At 46.4% G+C, this 23,605-nt stretch carries 17 protein-coding genes; 8 read left to right on the top strand and 9 right to left on the bottom strand.

Annotation, left to right across the window (positions count from 1 at the left end):
- Window positions 1–22 precede the first annotated feature (22 nt).
- The 6 genes from ACYVE4_RS28470 to ACYVE4_RS28445 form a co-directional block, all read right to left on the bottom strand.
- Window positions 23–2,068, bottom strand: coding sequence for a M13 family metallopeptidase (locus tag ACYVE4_RS28470; protein ID WP_461043807.1), 2,046 nt, complete (start codon window positions 2,066–2,068; stop codon window positions 23–25).
- Between the two features lie 28 nt (window positions 2,069–2,096).
- Complete coding sequence (locus ACYVE4_RS28465; protein ID WP_461043806.1) at window positions 2,097–3,788, bottom strand: N-acyl-D-amino-acid deacylase family protein; 1,692 nt, start codon at window positions 3,786–3,788, stop codon at window positions 2,097–2,099.
- 74 nt (window positions 3,789–3,862) lie between these two features.
- Window positions 3,863–5,260, bottom strand: coding sequence for a serine hydrolase (locus ACYVE4_RS28460; RefSeq protein WP_461043805.1), 1,398 nt, complete (start codon window positions 5,258–5,260; stop codon window positions 3,863–3,865).
- Between the two features lie 462 nt (window positions 5,261–5,722).
- A complete protein-coding gene (locus ACYVE4_RS28455; protein WP_461043804.1) occupies window positions 5,723–7,363 on the bottom strand; it encodes a TldD/PmbA family protein in 1,641 nt (546 codons plus the stop codon).
- Window positions 7,364–7,460: 97 nt separating this feature from the next.
- Complete coding sequence (locus ACYVE4_RS28450) at window positions 7,461–8,960, bottom strand: serine hydrolase (RefSeq protein WP_461043803.1); 1,500 nt, start codon at window positions 8,958–8,960, stop codon at window positions 7,461–7,463.
- Between the two features lie 215 nt (window positions 8,961–9,175).
- On the bottom strand, window positions 9,176–11,587 hold the full coding sequence (locus ACYVE4_RS28445; RefSeq protein ID WP_461043802.1) for an outer membrane beta-barrel protein: 2,412 nt from the start codon (window positions 11,585–11,587) through the stop codon (window positions 9,176–9,178).
- Window positions 11,588–11,761: 174 nt separating this feature from the next.
- On the opposite strand from ACYVE4_RS28445, the gene ACYVE4_RS28440 reads away from it, so the two are divergent.
- The 7 genes from ACYVE4_RS28440 to ACYVE4_RS28410 all read left to right on the top strand — a co-directional run bounded on the left by ACYVE4_RS28440 (window position 11,762) and on the right by ACYVE4_RS28410 (window position 17,523).
- Window positions 11,762–12,913: a sensor histidine kinase gene (locus ACYVE4_RS28440; protein ID WP_461043801.1), complete on the top strand. Its 1,152-nt coding sequence runs from the start codon at window positions 11,762–11,764 to the stop codon at window positions 12,911–12,913.
- Window positions 12,891–13,625 (top strand): LytR/AlgR family response regulator transcription factor, encoded by a 735-nt coding sequence (locus ACYVE4_RS28435; RefSeq protein WP_461043800.1) that lies wholly within the window; start codon window positions 12,891–12,893, stop codon window positions 13,623–13,625. Before ACYVE4_RS28440 ends, ACYVE4_RS28435 begins: the two co-directional genes overlap by 23 nt.
- 1,025 nt (window positions 13,626–14,650) lie before the next feature.
- Entirely contained in the window at window positions 14,651–14,824 is a 174-nt protein-coding gene (locus ACYVE4_RS28430; RefSeq protein ID WP_461043799.1) for a hypothetical protein, read from the top strand.
- Window positions 14,818–14,973 carry a hypothetical protein gene (locus ACYVE4_RS28425; RefSeq protein ID WP_461044011.1) on the top strand — a complete coding sequence of 52 codons (156 nt, stop codon included), beginning with the start codon at window positions 14,818–14,820 and terminating at the stop codon, window positions 14,971–14,973. Before ACYVE4_RS28430 ends, ACYVE4_RS28425 begins: the two co-directional genes overlap by 7 nt.
- Window positions 14,974–14,992: 19 nt before the next feature.
- Entirely contained in the window at window positions 14,993–15,487 is a 495-nt protein-coding gene (locus ACYVE4_RS28420; RefSeq protein ID WP_461043798.1) for a hypothetical protein, read from the top strand.
- Between the two features lie 261 nt (window positions 15,488–15,748).
- A complete protein-coding gene (locus ACYVE4_RS28415) occupies window positions 15,749–16,762 on the top strand; it encodes a bestrophin family protein (protein ID WP_461043797.1) in 1,014 nt (337 codons plus the stop codon).
- Between the two features lie 74 nt (window positions 16,763–16,836).
- Entirely contained in the window at window positions 16,837–17,523 is a 687-nt protein-coding gene (locus ACYVE4_RS28410; RefSeq protein ID WP_461043796.1) for a hypothetical protein, read from the top strand.
- A gap of 33 nt (window positions 17,524–17,556) precedes the next feature.
- On the opposite strand, the gene ACYVE4_RS28405 is transcribed toward ACYVE4_RS28410, so the two are convergent.
- Both ACYVE4_RS28405 and ACYVE4_RS28400 read right to left on the bottom strand, forming a co-directional pair.
- Window positions 17,557–18,642: a glycoside hydrolase family 43 protein gene (locus ACYVE4_RS28405; RefSeq protein WP_461043795.1), complete on the bottom strand. Its 1,086-nt coding sequence runs from the start codon at window positions 18,640–18,642 to the stop codon at window positions 17,557–17,559.
- A gap of 99 nt (window positions 18,643–18,741) precedes the next feature.
- Entirely contained in the window at window positions 18,742–20,385 is a 1,644-nt protein-coding gene (locus tag ACYVE4_RS28400) for a 2,6-beta-D-fructofuranosidase (RefSeq protein ID WP_461043794.1), read from the bottom strand.
- Between the two features lie 239 nt (window positions 20,386–20,624).
- Between ACYVE4_RS28400 and ACYVE4_RS28395 the strand changes: the two genes are divergently transcribed.
- The gene (locus ACYVE4_RS28395) at window positions 20,625–22,949 is read left to right on the top strand and encodes a choice-of-anchor Q domain-containing protein (RefSeq protein ID WP_461043793.1); all 2,325 of its coding nucleotides are present in this window, start codon (window positions 20,625–20,627) and stop codon (window positions 22,947–22,949) included.
- A 103-nt stretch (window positions 22,950–23,052) separates the two neighbouring features.
- Here ACYVE4_RS28395 and ACYVE4_RS28390 read toward each other — a convergent pair whose 3' ends face one another.
- Window positions 23,053–23,538: a hypothetical protein gene (locus ACYVE4_RS28390; RefSeq protein ID WP_461043792.1), complete on the bottom strand. Its 486-nt coding sequence runs from the start codon at window positions 23,536–23,538 to the stop codon at window positions 23,053–23,055.
- Window positions 23,539–23,605 lie beyond the last annotated feature (67 nt).

The following is a 23,605-nucleotide window of genomic DNA, read 5'->3' as shown; positions in this document are numbered from 1 at the left end:
TCCCTTCAGGGGGTAAGGCGTATTACCAAACCTTTGCCTGATCGACTTCTGGCTTATAAAGCTTCTGGCCGGGTTTTACATCAAAAGCCCGGTAGAATGGCTCGAAATTCGCCAAGGGGCCGTTGACTCGAAATTTATCGGGCGAGTGAGGGTCAGTGGTAATCCAGGCGCGGGCTGCTTCGTCCCGTACTTTACTACGCCAGACCTGGGCGTGACCCAGAAAAAATCGCTGATCGGGCGTGAATCCATCAATCTTATCAGAGCCCTGGCCCTGCTTGGTCAGTTTAAATGCCTGATAGGCCAGCGTTATACCGCCTAAATCGGCCAGGTTTTCGCCTAAGGTCAGTCGCCCATTGACGTGCAGGTTGTCCAGTATGCTATATCCATTGAATTGATTCACAACAACCTGTGATTTCTTCGTAAACCGTTCGGCATCCTGTTTGGTCCACCAGTCACGCAGGTTTCCATTGGCATCGTATTGACGGCCCTGATCATCAAATAAATGTGTCATTTCGTGGCCAATCACAACGCCAATACTTCCGTAATTGATGGCGTCATCGGCATCTTTGTCGAAGAAGGGGAATTGTAGAATGCCAGCTGGGAATACAATTTCATTATTCGTCGGATTGGCGTAAGCATTGACGGTGGGTGGGGTCATACCCCATTCCATACGGTCGACGGGTTGGTTAATTTTGGCAAAATCTTCCCGGTACTGATGCCTACGAGCTCGTTGTACATTGCCAAAGAAATCATCACGCTTTACCTCCACGTCGGAATAATCTTTCCATTTGTCGGGATAGCCAATTTTCTTCAGAAATCGATCCAGTTTGGTCAGGGCTACTTTTTTGGTTTCGGGAGCCATCCAGTCGAGTTTTTCGATACGGACTCGATACACTTTTTGCAGGTTGTCGACCAGCGTTAGCATCCGCTCTTTGGCTTCCGCCGGAAAATACTTTTTGACCCATAATTGCCCTAACGCTTCGCCTAATGATCGGTCGACAACCCTGGTCATGGATTTCCAGCGTTCAGGCATCTTTGGCTGCCCCTGCAGTGCTTTGTTATTGAACTCAAATCGAGCCTGTTCGAATTCCTTGCTGAGCAGGTTTGCATCATGATCCAGACAGTCGAACGTCAGCCGATCTTTCAGCAACTCAATGGGTACGCTCGAAAGCGATTTGGCAAGCGCCTGATAATAACCGGGCTGAGATACAAGCACTGTATCTACTTTGGTCAAGCCCATGTTATCCAGCAGCGGGCGCCAATTCAGGGCGGGCATTCGTTTCGCCAGATCGGCAACGGCAAATTTGTTGTAATTAGCCACTGGGTCGCGCAGGTCGGCGGGTGCTTTATGTGATTTAGCCAGGGCTGTCTCGAATGCCAGAATCGCTTGTGCTTTCGTTTTGGCAAGCGTAGAGTCAACGCCTGTCAGGGTAAACAACTTCGCTACGTAGGTGACGAATGCCGTCCGGATTTTTTTGGTGGCTTCGTCGGTCCGAGTGTAGTAATCTTTTTCGGGTAATGATAGCCCAGCCTGATAAAAGTTGATTCGGTTAATGGTACTTTGTCGGTCATCGGCACCGACATAAAAGCCGATAAATTTTCCTCCTCTATAGCTTTCATTAGCCGCTAAATAAGTCAGTGCCTGTTTGTAGTCTTTCAGGGCCGCAATTTTTGCTAACTCTGCTTTTACAGGCTCATAGCCCCGCTTGTCGATGGCAACTGTATCCATACCACTGGCATAAAAATCACCGATTTTTTGCTCAATGCTCCCCGCTCCTGCACCCGCTTTTGCTGCTTCCTGCAGTATGGTTTTGGTTTTTAGTTGATTGCTTTCGTAAAGCTGATCAAACGATCCCCAGGCAACCTGGTCGTCGGGGATTTTGGTTTTTTTGAGCCAGGTCCCATTGACATAGGAGAAGAAGTCATTCCCAGGCAGAACGGTCGTGTCCATACCCGATTTATCGAAGAACGAAGTCCGCACGGGTACTTCATCCGCTTTCTTTTGCTGACAGGCTACGGCGCTCAGTAGACACAAGCCAACTACCATCATTTGTGTACAGGTATTCATTAAGTTAAGGTTTGTTTTATAGTTTCAGTTATTTTTTCTTTCCCGGACCCCACAAGGCCCGACCGGGTAAAGCACCCGTATGTTCACCATTGTTCAGCACCTGTTTGCCATTGATCCAGACGTGCTGTACCCCAACCGCATACTGAAAGGGTTTTTCAAGAGTGGCTTTGTCGGCAATAGTGGCCGGATCAAAGATGACTACGTCGGCAAAGTAGCCGGGTTTGAGGAAGCCCCGATTAGGCAGATTGTGGTTGGTAGCGGGCAGGCTGGTGAGCCGACGAACAGCTTCTTCGAGCGAGATCACTTTTTCGTCGCGGACGTATTTACCCAGTAATCGGGCGAAGTTGCCAAAAGCGCGGGGATGCATCTTGCCAAACAGGGTGTCGGTATCGCTGATCGACGGGCAATCGGAGCCAAAGCTAACCCAGGGCTGGCGAATCTGCTTTTTAATATTCTCCTCCGACATCAGAAAATAGGTTGTTTCGACCCGTGTTTTGTCATGGACAATCAAATCCATTACGGTCTCTACGGGATCTTTGCCCTGTAGCCTGGCAATTTGTCCCAGCGTTTTGCCCACGTATTTTTTCAGGGAGTCCTGTTCAAACCCCGTTATCAGGATATTATCGAGCGAGCCCGATAACACAAAAAAATTCTCCCATTGGGTCGTCTGATGGCGAACTTCTTCGGCAATTTTCCGGCGTTGTTCGGGGTCCTGCAACCGTTTCCAGCCTGCCATGAAGCCGCCGTTGAAAACATAGGGCGGTAAACAACTGGTCAGCCCTGTGGCTCCAGCGGTGTAGGTGTACATATTTGCCGAAACATCCTGGCCCCGTTTGCGGGCGTCATTGATGAGGGCAATGGCTCGCTCAACTTTAGGCCAGTTTCGCATCCCGGCTGCTTTGAAATGGTAGAGTTCTACGGGTACGTGTGCCTCCCGGCCAATCTGAATCAGTTCCTGAATTCCCTCTTCCAGTCGGTCGGCTTCGCTTCGCATATGGACAATGTAGCGGCCTTTGTAGGGAGCCGCTTCGTTGCACAGGGCAATTAGTTCGTCGGTGCTGGCGAAGGTATTGGGCGGATAAATCAGGGCTGTTGTTATACCTAGTGTACCGCCCTGCATTTCATCGCGTACCAGTTTCTGCATTTGCGCTAGTTGAGCAGGTGTCGGCCTGACATTCTCTTCACCCAGCACATTCATACGAATCTCCCCGGCTCCAATATATGACGCAATATTGGGCGTGATTCCCTTTCGTTCAAGGGTACGCATAAACCCTTCCTGGGTTGTCCAGGAACAGGTATCATTCACGAACGATAATTTCAACTGGCGATTCATTTCGTTCCGCACGGACTCGGTTTTGACGGGCCCCCAGGAGACTTCTCCAAAAATCTCGGTGGTTACACCCTGCTTTAAATCGCTCATAGAAAGGTTGTCACGGAGCAGATTAGCGTGGGTATGCGAGAGTGTGTTAATGAATCCGGGCGACACGGCCATTCCCCTGGCATCAATCACGGTAGCGGCTTTAAGATTCGTCAGCTTACCAACCGCCACGACACGATCAGCGCGAATAGCTACATCACCCTGGTAGGGTTTCTGACCTGAACCGTCGTAAATCAGTCCGTTGCGGATGAGTACGTCATAGGTGGTTGAAGAGCGATTTTGCCCCAGACAACTTACTGAGAACGCAAGACCAAGACAAATAAGCGAGTAGCGTGCTTTCATAGTTTGAAGAAGAAGATTACTTATTGATGAAAATAAGTATTAATCGGTTAGGCTATTTGTAGAATTTGATATAGCTACTTTATCTTCTTCGCTTCGGTTGTCTGCCCATTCTGTAATAACATTATTTTCGTGACCTTCCCCGTATCATCCTTTACGAATTCGATCTGGGCTTCAAAAGCTTCCGGGTAAAACTTAGTTTCTGTTTCCGCTAAAAGTGGAAACTTACTCTGACCTGTTGCCTGAGATATAAGCCGGTTTTGCTCTCGGGTAATCGTCAGAATAAAGTTGGGAGCCATCTGATAGTCACCTACATAACTATCCAGAATACGTTCGCTGACGGATATAGGCGAACGAGGAGCCGGAAGGGGTTTTCCCAGAGCCAATGTAGCGATCTTGTCGGCTACTCCACCAGGATCATTGGCCGTTGAATTAGAAAATACAGCCACAAACACGTCTTCCTGCGGCAGGTAGAGCCCTTTGGTCAGAAAGCCGTTGATGCCTCCGTTATGGGCAATTGTTGGGCTGCCCTGTAAAGTGCCCAAACCCCATCCGTAACCGTAACTGGTCTCCTTGCCATCACTCAGCTTGTAGCGGGTAAACGCCCTGGCGAGCGACTCTTTTTTAAGTAGTTTGTTGCTATGTACTGCCTGATGCCATTTCCAGAGGTCACCGACCGTCGACTGAATCGAGCCCGCTGCGTAAGGCAGCGTCATGCTTAGGTAATCGGCATTGCTGACGACATCCTTGCCGCCCTGATAGCCTGCTGCCCGGTTCTTGATAAGCTTAGTGTCGTTGCCATAGTAGGAATTAGTCATGCCCAGCGGTTTGAAAATTACCTCCTCAAGGTATTGCGGATAGGTTTTACCCGACACTTTTTCGATGATATAGCCCAGTAGGAAATAACCAGAGTTACAGTACTTCCATTTGGTACCCGGATCAAACTCCATCGGCTGATTCTTGAATAAATCGATCACTTCCATCGGAGTCATGTCTTTTCGCATCATCGTTTCAAACTCCTTCATGTCGGTATAGCTCTTAATGCCCGACGTATGGGTGAGCAGGTGCTCGATCGTAATCTTTTTGCCCTGAGTTGGGTAGTCGGGTAAGAAACGGGTGATTTCATCCTGAAGGGAGAGTTTACCCTGCTCCATCAGTTGCAGAATAGCAACAGCCGTAAACTGCTTGGTGATGGAACCAATCCGGAAGACATTATCCGGCTTCATTGGCACGGCCAGTTCGATGTTGGCTAAACCGAAGGCTTTCTGGTAAATGATTTGACCTTTGCGGGTTATCAGAGCGGCACAACCGGGTCCGTCGGATTTGAACTGCTCCATCAGCAACTTATCGAACTGGGCCGTGAGTTGGGCATCGGTTTGAGGCTGGGCCTGGACACATAAAGAACTGAGGGCCAAGCTCAGAGTTAAGGCGAAGGCGACTATGGCAATGCGCAGGAAGGTAAAGTAGCTTTTCATGGTTACTGGTATCAAAGAGGTGGTATAATGCATTTTGTAAAGGTAAGATATCGTTCTACGTCAGTTTTTATCTTGTTATCAGCCCTGGCTGTATTGGTAACCATATAGGCAATGGCTCCTCCGCAGCCAGCGTTTACAGTGAATACCCGTATCGGCTGCGAGTCGAACGGCTCGAAATAACTCATCTCGTAGACGAACTACTAGCAGACTTAGCAATACCGATCGGGACCCAGAATTTTCAGGTTCATTTTTTGGTCAGCACAGGTCAAATGGCTGCGCTCGGGGGTAATTATCCGATCGTCCATTGGGTAATAAGAGGAGTTTAGGATAATTCTTACGGCTTTTGGCAATTGTCTGTCCTTAAGTAATCGTCAGCGAATCGAGAGCGACTTTAGATGTTATAGCAACAATTCAGATGGTGTGTTAGAGATTGATACAAAACGGCAATAAGACTAGGATAAGCTATATTTTCCGGGCGGTATTGATCACATTGACGCCATTAAAACGAGCGGTGCTGCTACCGTGTGATACAGCACTCACTTGTTCGGGTTGCCCTTTGCCATCGAAGAAGGTGCCACCTAGTCGATAGTCGCGCTCGTCGCATACGGCTACGCAGGAATTCCAGAACTCCTGGGTGTTCGACTGATAGGCTACATCTTTCAACATGCCCACAATATGGCCGTCCTTAATCTCGTAGAACAACTGCCCGCCAAACTGAAAATTATAGCGTTGCTGATCAATCGAATACGACCCATCACCGATAATGTATATCCCTTTTTTCACATCCTTGATCATATCAGCTACCGACAGGCGTTCCTTGCCAGGAGCTAGCGAAACGTTGGCCATACGCTGGAATTGTACCGAGCCCCAGCTATCAGCATAGCAGCAGCCCTGAGATTCTTTCTCTCCGATAAAATGCACCTGATCACGTATGGCCTGGTAATTCACCAGAATGCCTTCATTGACCAGATCCCATTTTTTGGTCTGCACCCCTTCATCGTCGTAGCCAACGGCGCCCAAAGACCCGACCTGTGTTTTGTCGGCAAACAGATTGATCAGCTTACTACCATAGTTGAACATCTTCGATTTCCATTTGTCCAGGCTGGCAAACGAAGTACCTGCCAGATTCGCTTCATAACCCAGTACACGATCTAGTTCGGTTGCATGACCGACGGATTCATGAATGGTCAGGTAGAGGTGGGAAGGATCGAGAACCAGGTCATATTTACCCGCTTCTACCGATTTTGCCTTATGCTTTTCGCGGGCCTGTTTTGCGGCTGCCGTTATGTCTTCCACCATATCGTACCCTTTATTGTAACGGGTTGTGATGCCAGTAACTTTATCGGTTGGATTGGTTTGCAGATACTCGTAGCTCATGCCAACGGGAGCGCTCAGCGCGTCGCGGGTTTCAAATTTTCCCGTCTTGGCATCAATAGCCGTCACAGTAAACGTGGGCCAGATTCGGTGAATGTCCTGATCGGCGTACGTACCATCGGTCGAAGCAAAATATTTCTGCTCGTTGACCATAAATAGCATCGAGTTCACATAATTAGCGCCATTTTTCAAAGCCGCCTTATTGGCCGATAGCAAAAAATCTGCCTTTTCTTTGATGGGCACTTCAAACGCATTGCGCTGAATGGGCGTTTTCCAGGAAACTTCGCCATAGCCTTGTTGAGTGGCCAACTGAACAGGCTGCTTCATCAGTTTAGCATTCGCCTTGGCAATGGCCACCGCTTCTTCGGCAGCTTTAGCCGTATCGGCCTCACGTTTAGCGTCAACTATTGCCGCAAAACCCCAGCAACCATCCGCGATCACGCGAACCCCAACGCCGTACGACTCCGTATTGATAATGTTCTGTACTTTGTCTTCGCGGGTAATAACGTATTGTCGTAGATAGCGACCAATCCGAACATCCGCGTACGTGGCTCCATTGCTTTTTGCTGCGTTCAGGGCGGCATCGGCCAGCCGTTTCTTTACCGACACATCCAGGCCAGGTTCCAGTAGGATTTCGGCACTGACAGGACGTGAAAAGGGAGGAAGGGCAGGCAGCAGGATGCCAGCGGTTCCCAGGCCCATAAGTTGATTGAAAGCTCGACGATTCAAGGTTTGGTTCTCCTATTTACTGAATAGAATGATGCGACAGTAAAACTATAATCAATGGCCAGGCCGATGTCTGATTGTTAGAGTGTTAGGAGCGGGCCTATTTGATCTTTTTCGCTTCTGTTTTTCGTCCGCCCTGCCACAGAATTGCCTTATTCACCTTTCCCGATTCATCCTTCACAAATTCGATTTTAGCCTCAAATTCTTTTGGGAAAAATAGGGTCTCCGTTTCCGCGAAGAGGGGGAATTTGGGTTGGCCGGTTGCCCAGGATATGAGTCGGTTTTGCTCTCGGGCAATGGTCAGAACAAAATTGGGTGCCAGTTCATAATCACCTACATAGGTTTCCAGCGTAGCTTCCGGTACGGCGACAACGGGTTTAATTGTTGGTTTGTAAAAATCTTTCCAGCCATAGACCTGCGCCACACTATTCACAACCTCCTCCAGAATACGACCGTTGTCGGAATTAACCATTACCACAACTCCATTACCATCCGTCAGGCTTCCGTAATAGGTACTCAAAAAACCTTCATCGGCTCCACCGTGGTTGAAATACATGGAAGCTCCCTTTTTTACGATGAATACCCCCAATGCAGCCGAGCTATCCACATATGGCGTTAGCCGCAGGCGCGTCGTTTGCGACGAAAGTACTTTGCTGGATTTACCAGCGTACGCCAATTGGGTTTCGATGATGTAGCGGCATAAATCGCTGGGGTTTGTCCACAATCCGGCGGCTGCCTGCTCAGGGTAAATATGGTAATTACCTTTTACTGCTTGCCCATTGGCGTGGTAACCAGTTGCCAGTAATGCGTTGGCTGCGGGTGGCTGGGTGTACGAACTGTTTGCCATGCCCATGGGCTTCAGGACGTTCTCCCACATAAATTGATCATAGGGTTGCTTGGTGATATCCATGACCATCAACTGCGAAATTGTTGTACCACCACCGGAATATTTGAATCTTACTCCTGGCTCAAACATCGACCGAACGGCTTGTGTGTTAGCAGGCTTCTGCCCATCAAGAACCTGTGTTAGCGAAGGGATTGCTGCTCCAACGGCATAACCGGGAAAACCGTGAATGGTCAGACCTGCTGTGTGGCTTAGGAGGTTGGCTGTATTGATTTTTTTGCCTTTCGAAATAGAATCGTACGGGAATTTCCAGGCGGTGAGGTACTGGTTGATATCTGTATAAAGATCGATTTTTTTATCCTGTACCAACCGCATGACGCCAACGCCGTTGAGCGATTTGCTGATGGAGCCAGCCTGAAAGCGTGTTTCGGTCGTTACGGCACGGTGTTTGGCCGTATCGGCCCATCCATACGCTTTAGCCCATTCAATCTGGTAGTTGCGCACAACGGCCATACTGAGTCCATAAATTTTATAGTGATTCATTCGCTCCTGGATCGTCCAGTCTTTGTCATCAGACGTTCGGATATTCCCTGCCAGATGCTGTTCCACCTGCTGAATTTTTGCCAGCACTTCTTTGGAATATGATGTTGTCTGGGCCGTAAGCCGGGATGCGCTGACCAGAATTAGCGCGACGGCCACAAAGAGGACTAGTTTCCTGAAATTCAATGGACTGATATAGGTAATAATAGGTTTCATTGGCTTTTGGCTTGGTTGAATTTCCCAGACTGCAAGAGGAGTTGAACTAGAATAGCCAAAAGTAGAACATCATTTGTTGTTCTGCTTATCTCGTTTGAGACAAATCCTATCTCATTTAGGACAACCTGTTAAAATAAGCGGATTGCCCCTATACCGATAAAAGCCTACCCCTTATGTATGGGAGTAGGCTCGTAATCTATTAATTCAGGAACGGATTAAAGGCGCTTGTTTTCCTCGTCGAGGCCAGTTTTTCGCTGGCGGGCTCCTTTCACCTGATTACTACCAAAGGTATAACTGAAGTTGATCCGCACCTGACGGCTCTCATAACCACCACTGGCATCCATATACAACCCGCCAAACTGACTGACACCTCGCCACTGCTGGCTATTAAATGGGTCCGATATGGTCAATACCAAACTGCCGCGTTCATGGAGTACTTTCCGTTGTAAGCCAAGACTACTGCCCCAGTATCGTCGATTCAGGAAGGTGCCGCCCCACACCGACGGGGATGTATAAAAACCAGACATTTCCAGTCGCCAGGAACCCGGTAAAGTGATAGTATGCTGCATGTATAGGCTTATTACATTGGCGGATAGCCCAATGACTTTACCCTCTCCAAAATTTGCCCGGTTCGTAGAACGGTAGGCGCCTACGTTCAGAAATGCATTCCACCATTTGGCGATACTCAGTGGGTAGCTCACGTTCAGCGATATAACCCGCTGACTGGCCAGATTACGCGTGGTAATGTAATTTCGATTGCCTTCAGTCGTATCGGTTAGTTGAGTGAAAAAATCCTGCGTGTCGCTATAGCTGAGTGACGTGGTCAATTTATAGCGATATGAATGCGATACCTGAATCGTATTGGTGTATTGCGGACGCAAAAACGCGTTCCCCTTCTGATACGACAGTTCATCGAGTTTCGATTCGAATGGGTTCAGACTCTGATAGGTGGGTCGGTCAATTCGGCGGCTATAGGTAGTTGAGAGTGTACTGTTCGCATTCAATTTGTACGTCAGTCCGGCGCTCGGGAAAGCGTTTAGGTATTGGCGCGATACATGCGAGTCGGCTTGTTGGGTGGCACTGGTAAGTTGGCCGTCGGAGTGAGTTTGTTCGATGCGAACACCAAACTGTCCTTTCCATTTGCCTAGGCTTTTTTCAAATGTGCCGTATCCTGCATAAATCGTTTCCGAATAGATGAACTGATTGCTGCGATCGTTATTCAACAGACGTTGCCCGCTGAGCACATCAAAGAATAAAAAACGATTGTCAGTCTGCACGTTCGATAGCTTGAAACCCATACTCAATTTTCCGGCCCAGAGTCGCTGGGTATAATCCGCTTTTAAGGTTCGCAAGCTAATATTGGTTCGCGTGTTCATGTGATAGTTTCGTTCCGAGAGCAATTCGTTCGTCATCGGATCGACGTACCGATTAGGTTGCGAATTATCGCTCGTCGAACGGAAGCGGCCCAAATCGGCATCAACCGTTAACTCATGACCGACTGTATCGACAAATCGGTAATTTAGGTTAGCATTGCCATTTGCCCGGTCGCTTTGACTTTGATTATCCGCAATTAACAGGCTGTTTGGGGCTTTCCCAAGTGTACCGATGGGGGTACGGCCTAACGTATTATAGGTTCCCTGATTGAGCGTGCCATCCAGCAGAATACCGAGTGTACTACGCTTGTTAACAAACCAATCGGTCCCTAATCGAGCAGTATTTCCTACCGTTTGTGAGGTGGTTTCACCATGCTGGTCAAAAAACTGTCCATTCTGCTGGCGATACAGATTGATATATCCCCAGTCGCGGGCATTACGCTGGGTATAGGTCGCAAACAAATTCATTTTCTGAGTCCGATGATTCATCGACAGCGAGCCATTGTATTTAGGATAATAGGCTCCCTGAGCAAATCCCAGCATAGCGCTTCCATTGGTGCCAAAATTTTGGTTCTTTTTCAATCGGATATTGATAATACCTGCATTGCCCTGGGCATCAAAGCGGGCGGAAGGTTGGGTAATGATCTCAACAGCGTCAATGGCTGACGCCTGGAGGGTACGTAGATAAGCTGCCAGATCTGCCAGCGTTAGCGGAGAAGGTTTGCCATCAATAAAAACCCGAACCCCATTTTTCCCTTGTAAGATGATGTTATCTGTCTGGTCGATTTGAACACCCGGTGCTTTCTGCAACAACTCAAGAGCCGAATTACCAGCCGACGTTAAACTGCCTTCGACATTGAGTACGATCTTATCGGTCTGTACATCTACCAGCGGTTTTGTGGCTTTGACTTGTACTTCGGTCAATGATGTAGCGGCCTGGGTGAGCGCAATTGCTGGTAAATGAACTGTCTGGCCCTCATTTACGGTAATGCCTGGCACTGTTAAAGCGGAATAGCCCACTCCCGACACGTCCAGGCGATAGGTTGCCGAACGTAGGTTCGTGAAGGCAAACGATCCGCCGACATCGGCCACTGCGGCTTTCACTAGCGATGAATCAGTGGCTAGCTTTAGCATCACTGTGACAAATGGAATTCCCTGACCTGTTGTGGTGGTAATCGTACCCCTGAGGTCCGCGTTTTGAGCTACCACCGACGTCGAAAGGATCAGGCAATAAAAACAGAAGAGCTTTTTCATAGCTTTGATGGATTGATGTGTCAAAGCTACCCGCTGGCCAAGCCACCAGCCAGCCGCAATCGATGAAGTACTAGATTGGCCGCCCAACGGCATACTTTATTCACTGGGCGACGTATTTGGTCATTCGTCGGAAAAAAACAGGAAAACTAATCTAGCCTGGATAGATTTGATCGTATGAACTGGAATCGAACGGCTTTCTGGGGAATTACCTACCGCCAGCTTGTACTGGTGCTGGGAATGTATACTTTGTCGGCTTTGCTATACGACGGAACCATTATTATTAGCGGACGCATTTGGTCAAAACATGGGTTGATGGCTGATTTTCTGGGCGAAATGCCCCGTATTCTACTCGATTATGGGCTCAAACTGATTATTGCCGCTCCCGTCTGGTATCTGCTATTCGTGCGATTGCGTCATTTATCGCTGCTTCCGCGTCTGGGACTGCATCTGGTGCTGCTTCCCCTGTCGATTCTCCTCTGGCAAACCCTGTATTATGCTATTTCGGATCATTTCCGAATTGGTCGGCTACGGGGAGATGGGCAAATCTGGGATACGTACATTAGCTCGCTTTTTTATATGGTTCAGTTTGGTGTTTTTCATGCCTATACCTATTACCGTGACCTCCAGCAGCAGCGAATGCTGGAAGCTGAATTACGGCAGTTGGCTCTGCAAAGTGAACTGTCGGCCCTGAAAGCTCAGCTCAATCCTCATTTTCTGTACAATGTATTTAATACCATCAGTGCATCGGTTCCACCGGCTCAGGAGCGTACTCGTGAACTACTGGCTGAACTGGCCGATTTATTTCGCTATCAGTTACAGGCTTCCAAGACCGATTTGGTGCTTGTACGGGACGAAATCGCGTTTGTTCGTAAATACCTGGACCTGGAAAAAGCTCGATTTGGAGATCGGTTGCGGATTCAGTTTGCTATTCCCGATGATGTGTTGGACTATCTGATTCCGCCCATGCTTCTGCAACCGTTGGTCGAAAACTCTGTGCGCCACGGCATAGCTCCGCTGATTGAGGGAGGAGAGGTGTACATTGCCATTGTCCGTCGGGAGTCGAATCTGCGGGTAACAATCGTAGATACAGGTATTGGCCTGACTCATTCGTCCAATAGTGGTCTGGGAGTGGGCCTGGCTAATACTCGACTTCGGCTGGCTAAAACGTATGGGCAGGAGTTACTTATTGGCGACAATCATCCGCAGGGGGTGTGTGTCAGCTTTGAACTGCCCGCTATTAGAAAAGAACCTGTTTTGACCCATTCCGAAGCCTTATTAACCCCTTTTGAGGATCTAAGACGTTATGCAGAAAGTGATCATCATTGATGACGAGGCTGCTGGACGGACGCTCATTCAGCAATATTTAGCCGCTTATCCAGCGTTGATTGTGGTGGGTGAAGCCAATAATGGGGTCGATGCGGTTCGGCTGATCAACGAGTTTAGTCCAGACCTGATTTTTCTGGATGTACAGATGCCGGGTTTGTCGGGTTTTGATGTGCTCAAGCATCTAGATGAAATTCCTCAGGTTATCTTTTCTACAGCTTACGATCAATATGCTTTGCAAGCCTTTGAAGTCCATGCGGTCGATTATCTGCTGAAGCCTTATACGCGGGAGCGATTCGCACAGGCCATCCAGCGGGTAACGGATTCACGGACGGCTAACCTGCAAAAAATTCAGCCCCTGGCCGAAAGTTTACTCAGTATGACTGCGGCATATCCGGAAAAGATTCTGGTGCAGACAGGTAATCGCCTGGTGACGGTGGCCGTAGCGGATATTCTGCGCATCGAAGCTGAGGGCGATTATGCTACGCTGGTGACCGATCGGGGGAAGCACCTAAGTAATTATGGTATCAGTGCGCTGGAGTCCCGACTGAATCCGCAGCATTTTTTACGTGTTCATCGCTCGGATATTATCAACCTGAACTATGTACGTGAAATTCAGAAATACCCATCAAGCTACGACGTCATTCTGCAAAATGGGGATGTCGTTCGGGTAAGTCGATCGTATATGGACAGGATTCGTGAGCTGACCTTTTAGTGTAGCTTATACGATTTATGACTCACACAGACTAGCTGACTTTTGGGATAATGATATCCACTCGACGGTTTTTCTGTCGACTTTCCGGGTCATCACGACCAGCTCATTTCTGATTGGGAGTAACGGCTGCTCTCCTTTTCTCTCCGTTGGCAAAAATTGAAGAACTGACATTACATACTGTGCAGCAACAGAAGCCCCTGCCATCACTGGTTAGGGTTTTCTGTCTTGCAAGTAACTATGTGAAATGTCTGGCAACAAAAACGAAAATCTGCGTAACAATATCTAAAAATTGACTTTTCATATTTTTTTAAGTGATTGATTAATAGATAATTAGTGATTAATGGTAAATCATAATTAGTTGAACGGTTTTCGCAATGGCTATCGCGGCTGAACCCGCTAATTTTGGCTCACTGAATCGCTCGAGAGATTTCACAGAAGCCGTAACTTGAACTAAGCTGGAAGCAGAATACCAATCGTAACTTGAACTAAACTTGAAAGAGAGTACCTATCGTAACTTGAACTGAATTCAAAAGGAAGCGTACCGACTGTAACTTGAACTGAACTGAAAAAAGTACCCCTGTAACTTGACCGATTTTGAGAAGAGTGTCTCGTAACTTGAACTGAACTTAGAAGAGAATACCGCCTGTAACTTGAACTGAAACTAAAAAATGAGTGCCCTCCGTAACTTGACTTTACCTATGATGAGATACTCGAACCTGCTTATTACACTTCATCAACCTAATTACAAACATTGAGTTAATAATGAACAGCCCGTTCCCTATTGGAGTCGGGTTTTGTTTTATTGATTAATTCGAACCTATAAGAGTTTAAGTTCAAGAGATTGTCGACAACCCTGGCCTATTGGCTGGGGTATTGTTTTATGTGACCGATCTAAGCCTGCTGTTGGCGTCCTGTCGGACCTTGAGTTGGTTGTAATAAGATACATTAATCCACAAAATTAAAAAGCGGAGAACATTGAAGTATTCGGAGGTTTATTACAACTTTGTCTATAAATCTTCTGTAAAATGCTCCTGCAATCGCTTTCTGATAACGAATTGCTGGCCCGGCTCCGAAACGATGACGAGCAGGCTTTCAGGGAGTTATATGATCGATACTGGTATAAAATGTATGTGCTGGCTCATCGGAAACTCCGGCGTAGGGAAGGTCAGTTCGAGATCAGCCGGGGTGCTATATTTTAGGGCAGGCAGCGGGAACGGCTGCCGCACAGGCGATTAAAACCGGACAGGCCACGAATACGCTAGATACCAGACTATTAGTTGAAACCCTCCGTGCCAATGGTGCGTATCTGCCACAGAGAGAGTTGACGGCCCAAATGACACGTGCTTAATGTCCTTTTTCGGCTGCTCATGAAAAAGTTGAACCAATTTATACCAGGTATAGTAATATGCATTTCTCTCTTTGCTTTTATGACGGGCAAAGAGAGAAATTATTTCAAAAAAGAACTGCATTATAGAGCAATTACTCGGATTGAACCTGGCATTGATGCTGGAGTAGTTCAGCAAACATTCTCAAAATTATTTGCTCAATCCGATTTTGGAACTAAGCAAATGTTACTTGACAGACTTGGTACTTATGAGCCTATATCGTCGGAATCAATTTATATTCTAATCTCGAATTTATCGAAAGAAAATCCATTAGTAATACAGAAGATTTTTAAATTAATGAAAAAGCAAATAATTCTTGATTCCACAATAAAAAGCAACATTGCGAATTTACTTGATAGTGAGAATAGGTTTATTTCAAAAATGGCTTACAGGTTTCTAAGCGATTCGCAAATAAACGACGAGGGAATTAAACAAAAATTACAGCAATATATGACTAAAAATAATCTGACAGATTAATAGCTATATCAAGAAGATAGTTGCCACTCAACATCCTGGGAAGGCTGGCTAAATGGGGCCTGGAACAGCTATTCAAAAGTCATTTGGGAAGGATTATAGAGCACAACCAGACTGTTCGTTGTAGGAAAATTTCGGATTGATGTTATTTACTGGTTTTACAAACCTGACGCTATCATATATGTTTGTAAAAATCAAGTATAATCGACTAAGAAGAAATTCGAAATAGTATAAAATTCCTTCACTTATCGACTAATCAACAAGATGTACGTTAAGCACTATTTTAATTTTAGAATCATCTATTTTATCAGCTGGAGGTTGATACTTTGGTCGCTGTTCACAGGCCTCATTGCTTTGCTCTCTTACGAATATTTGGGTTGGAAATGGGTTGCTGTTCCCTGGTTGCCCGTTTCGCTCATCGGTACGGCGGTAGCCTTTTACGTAGGTTTTAAGAACAACCAGTCTTATGATCGTAGCTGGGAGGCCCGGAAAATATGGGGTGGCATTGTTAATACTAGCCGGTCGTTTGGAGCAGCTACTCGAGCCTTTATTAATCGGGATACCGCACCGACGGCCACTCAGGACGAAGTGAATACGGAAATCCGCACACTGGTTTATCGTCATTTGGCATGGCTTTATGCCTTAAAACACGCTATGTGGCAACGAACCGCCTGGGAGCATCAGCAGATAGATAGTGTTCGGCAGCGCAATTATTTTAAGCGACGAATTGATTTTTCCTCTTTTGATGAAGAAGCCGCCAAGTGCCTTAGCAGCGAAGAACTAGCCTGGATAAATACGAAAAAAAATAAAGCCACTCAACTGCTTGATCGGCAATCTCAACATTTGGCAGACCTCAAAAGACGGGGTTTATTGACTGACTTTGAGCACATTGCCTTACAAAATATTATTAACGAACTCTATACTGAACAAGGCCGAAGCGAACGGATAAAGAACACGCCTTTACCGCGCCAATATGCCACATCTAGCGCCATCTTTATTTTCATTTTTACGTTTCTTCTTCCGTTTGGCATGCTGAAGGAATTTGCCGAGAATGGTCCAGAGCTTATCTGGCTGATGCTTCCCTTTAACCTGGTGGTATCCTGGGTATTTTCGCTGATGGAGTACACAGGCGACTATAGTGAAAATCCATTTGAAGGATTAATCAACGACGTACCGATTCAAAGTATCGTCCGGACTATCGAACTGGATTTGAAAGATATGCTGGGCGAATCGGATCTGCCAGAACGGATTCAGCCGGTAGAAAACGTGCTTTTTTAGGTAAATTATTTTTCACGTCTTACAACCCAATACGCACGGATTCGGTCTATTCAGCTAAATCAACTGACAAAGCTGTGAAGACAAATTTTATCGGATTCCTATGTTTAATCTCAGCCCTCGCTGGATGCCAGCCTGAATGGTCAGTAGATCCTACGACGGCTGGCCCAGACCCTATACCCTACAAGATTGTCCGGGATAGTCTCCTGGCAGGTAGTTATTTAGGCATAACCATCCACGAAGAGGCAGCCTCGGTTTACCCTAAAATTCAAGCTCTTCAATCGACGAAGGGGGTTGGCAGTATGAATGTCGTCAGTAATATTTATGCGGATCTTTCTGTCCTTAAAGAGCGTATTCCGCTTTATCAGTACATTCTGCTCGACGAGAAGACAGGCACAGATTCAGGCGTACAGATAACTATCGAAGGGCAGTCGGTTAAGACTATGTATCTGAACAGCGGTAAGAAACTAAGCCAATGGCCCGAACAAAGTAGTGCAATCTATGCTGTGCGAACCGGAGACTCAATTTCTTCTTTGTACGACAAGCTGGCTGTCATTCGAAGTATAAGCGCCTATAGCCGTAAATTTGACCGTATTTCTTTATTGACAAAGAACCTGTCGACAGGCTACGATCCGGGCATGAATCAATCTCCCCAGTGGTATTTCGGGTATAAAACGGGTGCCGACCAAATGGATCAGATCCAGGTACATTTTCAAACGGGAAAAGTCAGTAAAATCTACATAGACCATTATTCAAAATACTAATCAGTAGAGAATAAGAGCTACTGATAACCGACTTTATTTTTTGATTGGATAGCTGTTAATTAACGCCTTAGCTTCTTCGGTCGTTATGATGGAAGCACAGCCATGTCGGGCTTCAGAGGGGAAATTTACATCCTCTTCAACAGTCCAGTGGATCAAGTCGGGCGAGTAAGAAGCGCCAAAACGGTTCGTCATGCAATAATCATACAGCAATAACCAGCCTGGTTTAACGGGATCTTTTGTGACGGTTGGCCCTTCGGTGATGACCGGCACAATTTGTCCCTTATTCAAGGGGCCATCAATTACGTTGTATGGCCCCTCAAGGTTTTTCGAAGTGGCAACTCGAATGGATCGTCTTTCGCCGGTTTTGGCCCCAAATTCCTCTTCTTTATGGAATAGATAATACGTGCCTTTGTATTCCTGCAAGGTCCCATCGATTACGGAGTAGGGAGGAGCGAAAAATACCTTGGCCGGTGTAAATGTTTTCCAGTCACGCGTCCGGCAGGACCAGAGCCGACTTTCTTTCCAACCTGCATCTTTAAAGGACGACGACCAGAATAAGACATACTCACTGGTTTTGTTGTCGTAGAACCATTCAGGTGCCCAAATATTTCTGGCTAGGGCACCTGAATCATTCCGTACATCTTTCATCAAGGGCAGAGAGCCTTCAACCTGCCAGTGAATCAAGTCTTTGGAGGTAATATAAAGACAACTTGGCCCTACTTTGTCGCGATCAAGTCCTTTTCCACCCCCAGTTGACAGGATTCGCCAAAGTCCATCCGGCCCTCGACGAACGTAAGGATCACGAACATGGTGATCCCATACAGGTTTATTGTCATTTAAAGGCGTCCAATGGCGGCCATCTATAGAAAGGGCGATGTGCAGCTTATTGATCAGCATGGGATCGGGTAGGGGAACTTCGACGGTATTTCCCTTCGCATCAATCTCAATGCGTGTTGGGTAACGCTGCCGAAAGTACGTCAGCATCCAGACTTGTTTAACGTTTTCGAGGTTGAGTTGCTCGTTTGCCTTTACCGTTTCGGAAGTGCTTTCTTTCTGGGCTTGTGCCAAAGCACTTTCCAAAGAGATAATCAAGATAATAAAGACGAGTACGATCTTCATAACGGTAACTGTTTTCTATAAACCTGTATAAAATTATGCATGAAGCACTTTTGTCATGCTTCCTTCGTCTGCATGACAAAAAATACTGTTCTCTTTGGGTCATTCTTTCCAGATTGACCGGGCAGTATACAGCTTTAGTTCCTTGATGTCGATTCGATTGCCCCAGAATTGAAGCCCTTCTTTGGAAGTCGGAATAGCCTTTCGTTCAAGAGAATATGAGTAAGCACCACCATCGATAAATACTTCGATCGAGGTACGATCCACATAAATATCAGCTGTGATTTCCATACTGGTCATGTTTTCTGGTGAATAGAAAACGCCATTTAACAGGTTGCTATTCAGATCGTAATTGAGTATTCGCTGGCCCATCAGAGAGAGCCCCGCGTTAGTCGCATGCGACAGTTTAAGGGTTGTCTGAAGTCGGAACCGCTCTAATTGATTAACTGATTTCAATTTCTCATTGGCTTCTGTCATGCTCAGTGAAGACCATTGCTGAACCGGTGTAAACAACTGCTCTGTTTCGTTAACCGGCCTACTAACCAAACGTACACCGTTTTTGGTGGTACGAAGCTGAAGTTCAGTAGGGAGCAACATCATATTATTAAAAGGCATACCGGGCTGCTGAATTCGACCCCAGCCAATTTGAATGCGCCGAGGATCGGTGTCGGGCATATTGGTAAACGTTTGGGCCGCATAGATGGAGCCCGTCGTATAATAGTGTTTACCGGATTCGGGGGTAAACGTCTTTCCATCGAAGGAGCCGATCATATACGTGGTGGATGCGCCATACATGACCCATTTTGTCTTGCTTTTATCGCCATCAATGGGTAGTTCGAATAGATCGGGGCATTCCCAAAAACCGGTCAAATGGCTTTCATACGCCCACTCGCGCAGGTTTTTTGAGGTATAGATCGAGTGTCCATCACGCTCGTTTAGCACCATTACCCAATGACGTCCCGGTTTATACCAAAATACCCTCGGATCACGTGTATCCTTGCTGTTCCATTTGGCTTTCGAATCAATCAGTGGGTTTTTAGCATATTTTGTCCAGGTGCGTCCTCGGTCCAGACTGTAGGCCATGCACTGGATTTCTTTTTCCGGATTATCAACGGTATAAATAGCGACCATTGCGGGCTTGTTCCCCTGATTAAAACCAGCCGTATTTTCGTAGTCCATCACAGTTGAACCGGAAAACATGGTTCCTAGGCTATCGGGCGATAAGGCGGTGGGTAATTCCTGCCAATGAATCATATCCTTGCTGACGGCATGGCCCCAGGACATATTCTCCCATTCTCGCTCATAGGGATTGTGCTGGTAAAAAAGATGGTATTCGCCCTCATAAAAGATCATACCATTCGGATCATTAATCCAGCCCCGACGAGTGGAAAAGTGGTATTGTGGCCGATTCGTTTCCTGATAGAGCGAATCCTGACCGGCAATTTTATCATCCTGATAAATTTTACTTATTCCCTCAGAATTGCCATCATAGCCAATAGTAATGGTTTTTCCTTGCAACGCAGACATGTCGCAAAACACCCAATAATCGGGTTTATCAGCAGCTAAGCGAATCTTGAACGAACGTTCTGGTTTGCCCTGTACACCAAACTGCATAGTTCCCCTGGCTTGGGACTGAGCCACAGGTAGATTCAAATAGCGTTTGGTGATCGTAAGCGAACGGGTTTGTGCCTGTAATGACAGAGTTACGCACAGAATCAACCCGGTCAGGGTAATGCGTATGAACATGGCTGATCTCATCGGGTTGGGGTGTATACAAGCCGAAGGATGCCTTTCGATATTTATACTTCTGCAGACCAAACGATTGTAAACCTCGTTGAATCGAGCGTTCAACAAAGGTGCCGTTATTGAGTAGTTTTCTACAAAAGCGTATCTTACGGATAGTTTCTAATTTGTATCAGGGGTAATATTATCTGATTTAAGTGCAATTGTAAATCATTATCTTTCTGATAATTAATCCTTGATCTATGAAGCAAATTATTTACTCAGCGTTACCGGTCGACAAAATTCGCTCGACCAGAATATTCTTTTTTTTTCTTGGTTTGCTTTTCAGTTTCAGCAGCCAGGCGCAAACCATTCGCTATGTAAAACCCAGTACTAACGGTAGTGGGGACGGAAGCAGTTGGAGCAATGCAACTGCCGATTTGCAGGGAGCTATCAATTCCCTGACGGCTACTGGTGGTCAGGTATGGGTAGCGGCAGGATTATATAAACCTACTAGTACTACCGCAAGAACTATTAGCTTTACCCTGAAGGATAATGTAATTGTCTATGGAGGGTTTGCTGGTAGTGAAAACACACCAAGTGAACGCCCTATTAGTCGTCCATCAAGCTCAACACTGTCGGGTAATATTGGCGATGAACGTACAAATGCCGATAATAGCTATCACGTAGTAAGCTGTCAGGACGTGAAAAATATCACAGTATTGGATGGCTTTGTTATTACCAGAGGTAATGCAAATGAGGAAGCCAATAATCAGGGTGGTGGGCTTTTTAGTGAGCGAAGTAATATTCAGATAATAAATTGTTTATTTACAGCTAATGCGGCTTCGAGTCTGGGAGGAGCCGCATTTATTAATGGTAATCAAATATTTCCAGCACTGGGGGGGATGTATTCCGCCAAAATCGTTAATTGTTCTTTCGAGAGTAATTCAGCTAGTGGAGGAGGAGGAATGTTTATTGGCACCAGCAACTCGGCTGGCCATTCGCTTAGACTGTTAAACTGCTCTTTCGTGTCCAATACTGGAGGAGCTATCTATATTGCTAGTGGAAATGCATCAACTGAAGTTCCTCTGATCAACTGTTCCTTTCAAGGAAACTCTGCTCCAAGTGGGGCAGTCGTTTCTGTTGTTTCTACGAGTTTTAGCCGCAGTGTTGCGCGTTTTTATAACTGTGTTTTGTTTGGCAATGGAGGAAATAGAACGTTCCGTAATGATCATATAACTTCATTTATCAGTATCCAGAATAGTTTATTGGAACAAACAGTAACAGATTATGATGTGAGTACTGACAACCTAATCACGAATACTTCGCCTTTTCTGTCAGCCAACACCACCCAGCTAACTCCTAATTCACCGGCCATTGATGCCGGTGATCCTACCAGCACAACGGCTACTAGCGGAACGACTGATTTGGCAGGTAATCCACGCTTCGTTGGCGGACGCATTGATATGGGGGCGTATGAGTTTCAATGTTCTTCGAGTGCAGTTATTGGCATAACTAGTCAGCCTGCAACGAATTCCACAGTAGCCGCAGGAGCTATGGTTACGGCTAGTGTTTCAGCTACTGGCGCTGTTTCCTCCTATCAGTGGTATAAAGACGGAAATACTATAGTACCAGGACAAAATACGGCAACGTTGAGCCTGACGAATGTACAGCCTGCCGCTATGGGTACCTACTATGCTATCGTGACAGGAACTTGTAACAGCGTTACGTCTACTGCTTTTTCGTTGAGTGTAACAGCAGGCCCGACACCCACTAGTTTTACCATTACAGGTGTCACAGATGTTACGTGCCAAACAGTGTCAGTCGGTCTGCGGCAACTTAGGTTTACACCCCAGTATGCCGGACAGACCAGCGATCCTATCTCGTTTTCAGTGGTTAATGAATTACTACCTACCACTGACCCAGGTCCCTATACGTTAAATATGTATATTGATAATCCTACCATTATCCTGAAAGCTCAACAGGGCACATCTCGAGCAACATATGTCTATGACTGGCTGGCAGCTTGCGGTGCAGGAAGCAATTTTCGGATTGTAGGTGTTACGACTATACGTTGTGAAATAATAGAACCCAATAAGCGTCGACTTACATTTACGCCCAAATACGTAGGTCAAACCAGCGACCCAATTTCGTTCTCAGTGGCTAATGAACTACCGCCTACAAATGCTTCGGGGCCTTATATTTTAGATCTTTACATTGATAATCCAATAATTCGTCTTCAGGCCCAGCAAGGTACTAATGTGACTAATTACCCCTATTACTGGTTAGCTGTTTGTGATGGTAGTGGCCGAACAGGCATACAAGAAAAAAGTACTGATTTACAGGTAAAAGTACTGGGCAATCCTGTCCTAAATAGGGTGGTAAACATAGAAATCAGTGGAGTTGAACAACAGCCAGTGATTGTTCAATTAATAAACCTTCAAGGTCAGATAATCAGTGAAAAACAGCTCAGTCGGGTTGGGTCGATTGAGCGAGTGAGTATACCATTAGATATTTCTACTGGAATGTTGGTATTACAGGTAAGTACATTAACCCAACGACAACAGGTAAAGTTATTCCGACATTGATGTTAGAATAGAAACTTAATTTTCTGATGTCTCTACCTCAGTTTGGTCTCCTGATAATGAGCCAAACTGAGGTAATTACTTTTGACCTAGACAATCTCGGGGCTTACCGATCGCCAAACTGTTTGCCAACAATGAGCGCGTTGGGCAGCCCGATGCAGACCATTAGGATACCCATCCCAATCGCAACTTTAGACAGATCGAAGGAAGGTGTCGCGCCGATTTTACTTAAGGGAATTACCGCAAGGTTCATAATAACCCAAACGGGTATACCGTATAGTAGCCCCATTATAACGGTATTGTCGATGAATCGACGTAGCAGCGGGTAAATGAGGAAAAATAAGGCTGCAAATGTTAATGCGATCAGAAAATGAAAAGCCAGCCCCCAGATAACCATGTCTGTCCCACCAGCTAACGCTTCTTTTCCAAACGCACCGCTGGCTACATACTTCCATACAATGAGTGGGTCTTTGCCACCCCGAATTATTGTCATGAGCATGGCGGCAAGGGCATCCAGCATGCCGGTTGCCAGACCCGCCAGGAGAATGGTACGAATTGGTTTGACCGTGGAGGGTAAGCCTGATTGATTCATGAGAGAGTTTAGAGTTACGGTAGGTTTATAAATCACGAGAAACGTATGCGGATTTTCGTGATTAGAT

The sequence above is a fragment of the Spirosoma harenae genome (assembly GCF_054776975.1).
Note: the sequence above shows the minus strand (reverse complement) of the source record. Positions and strands in the feature narration are given on the sequence as shown.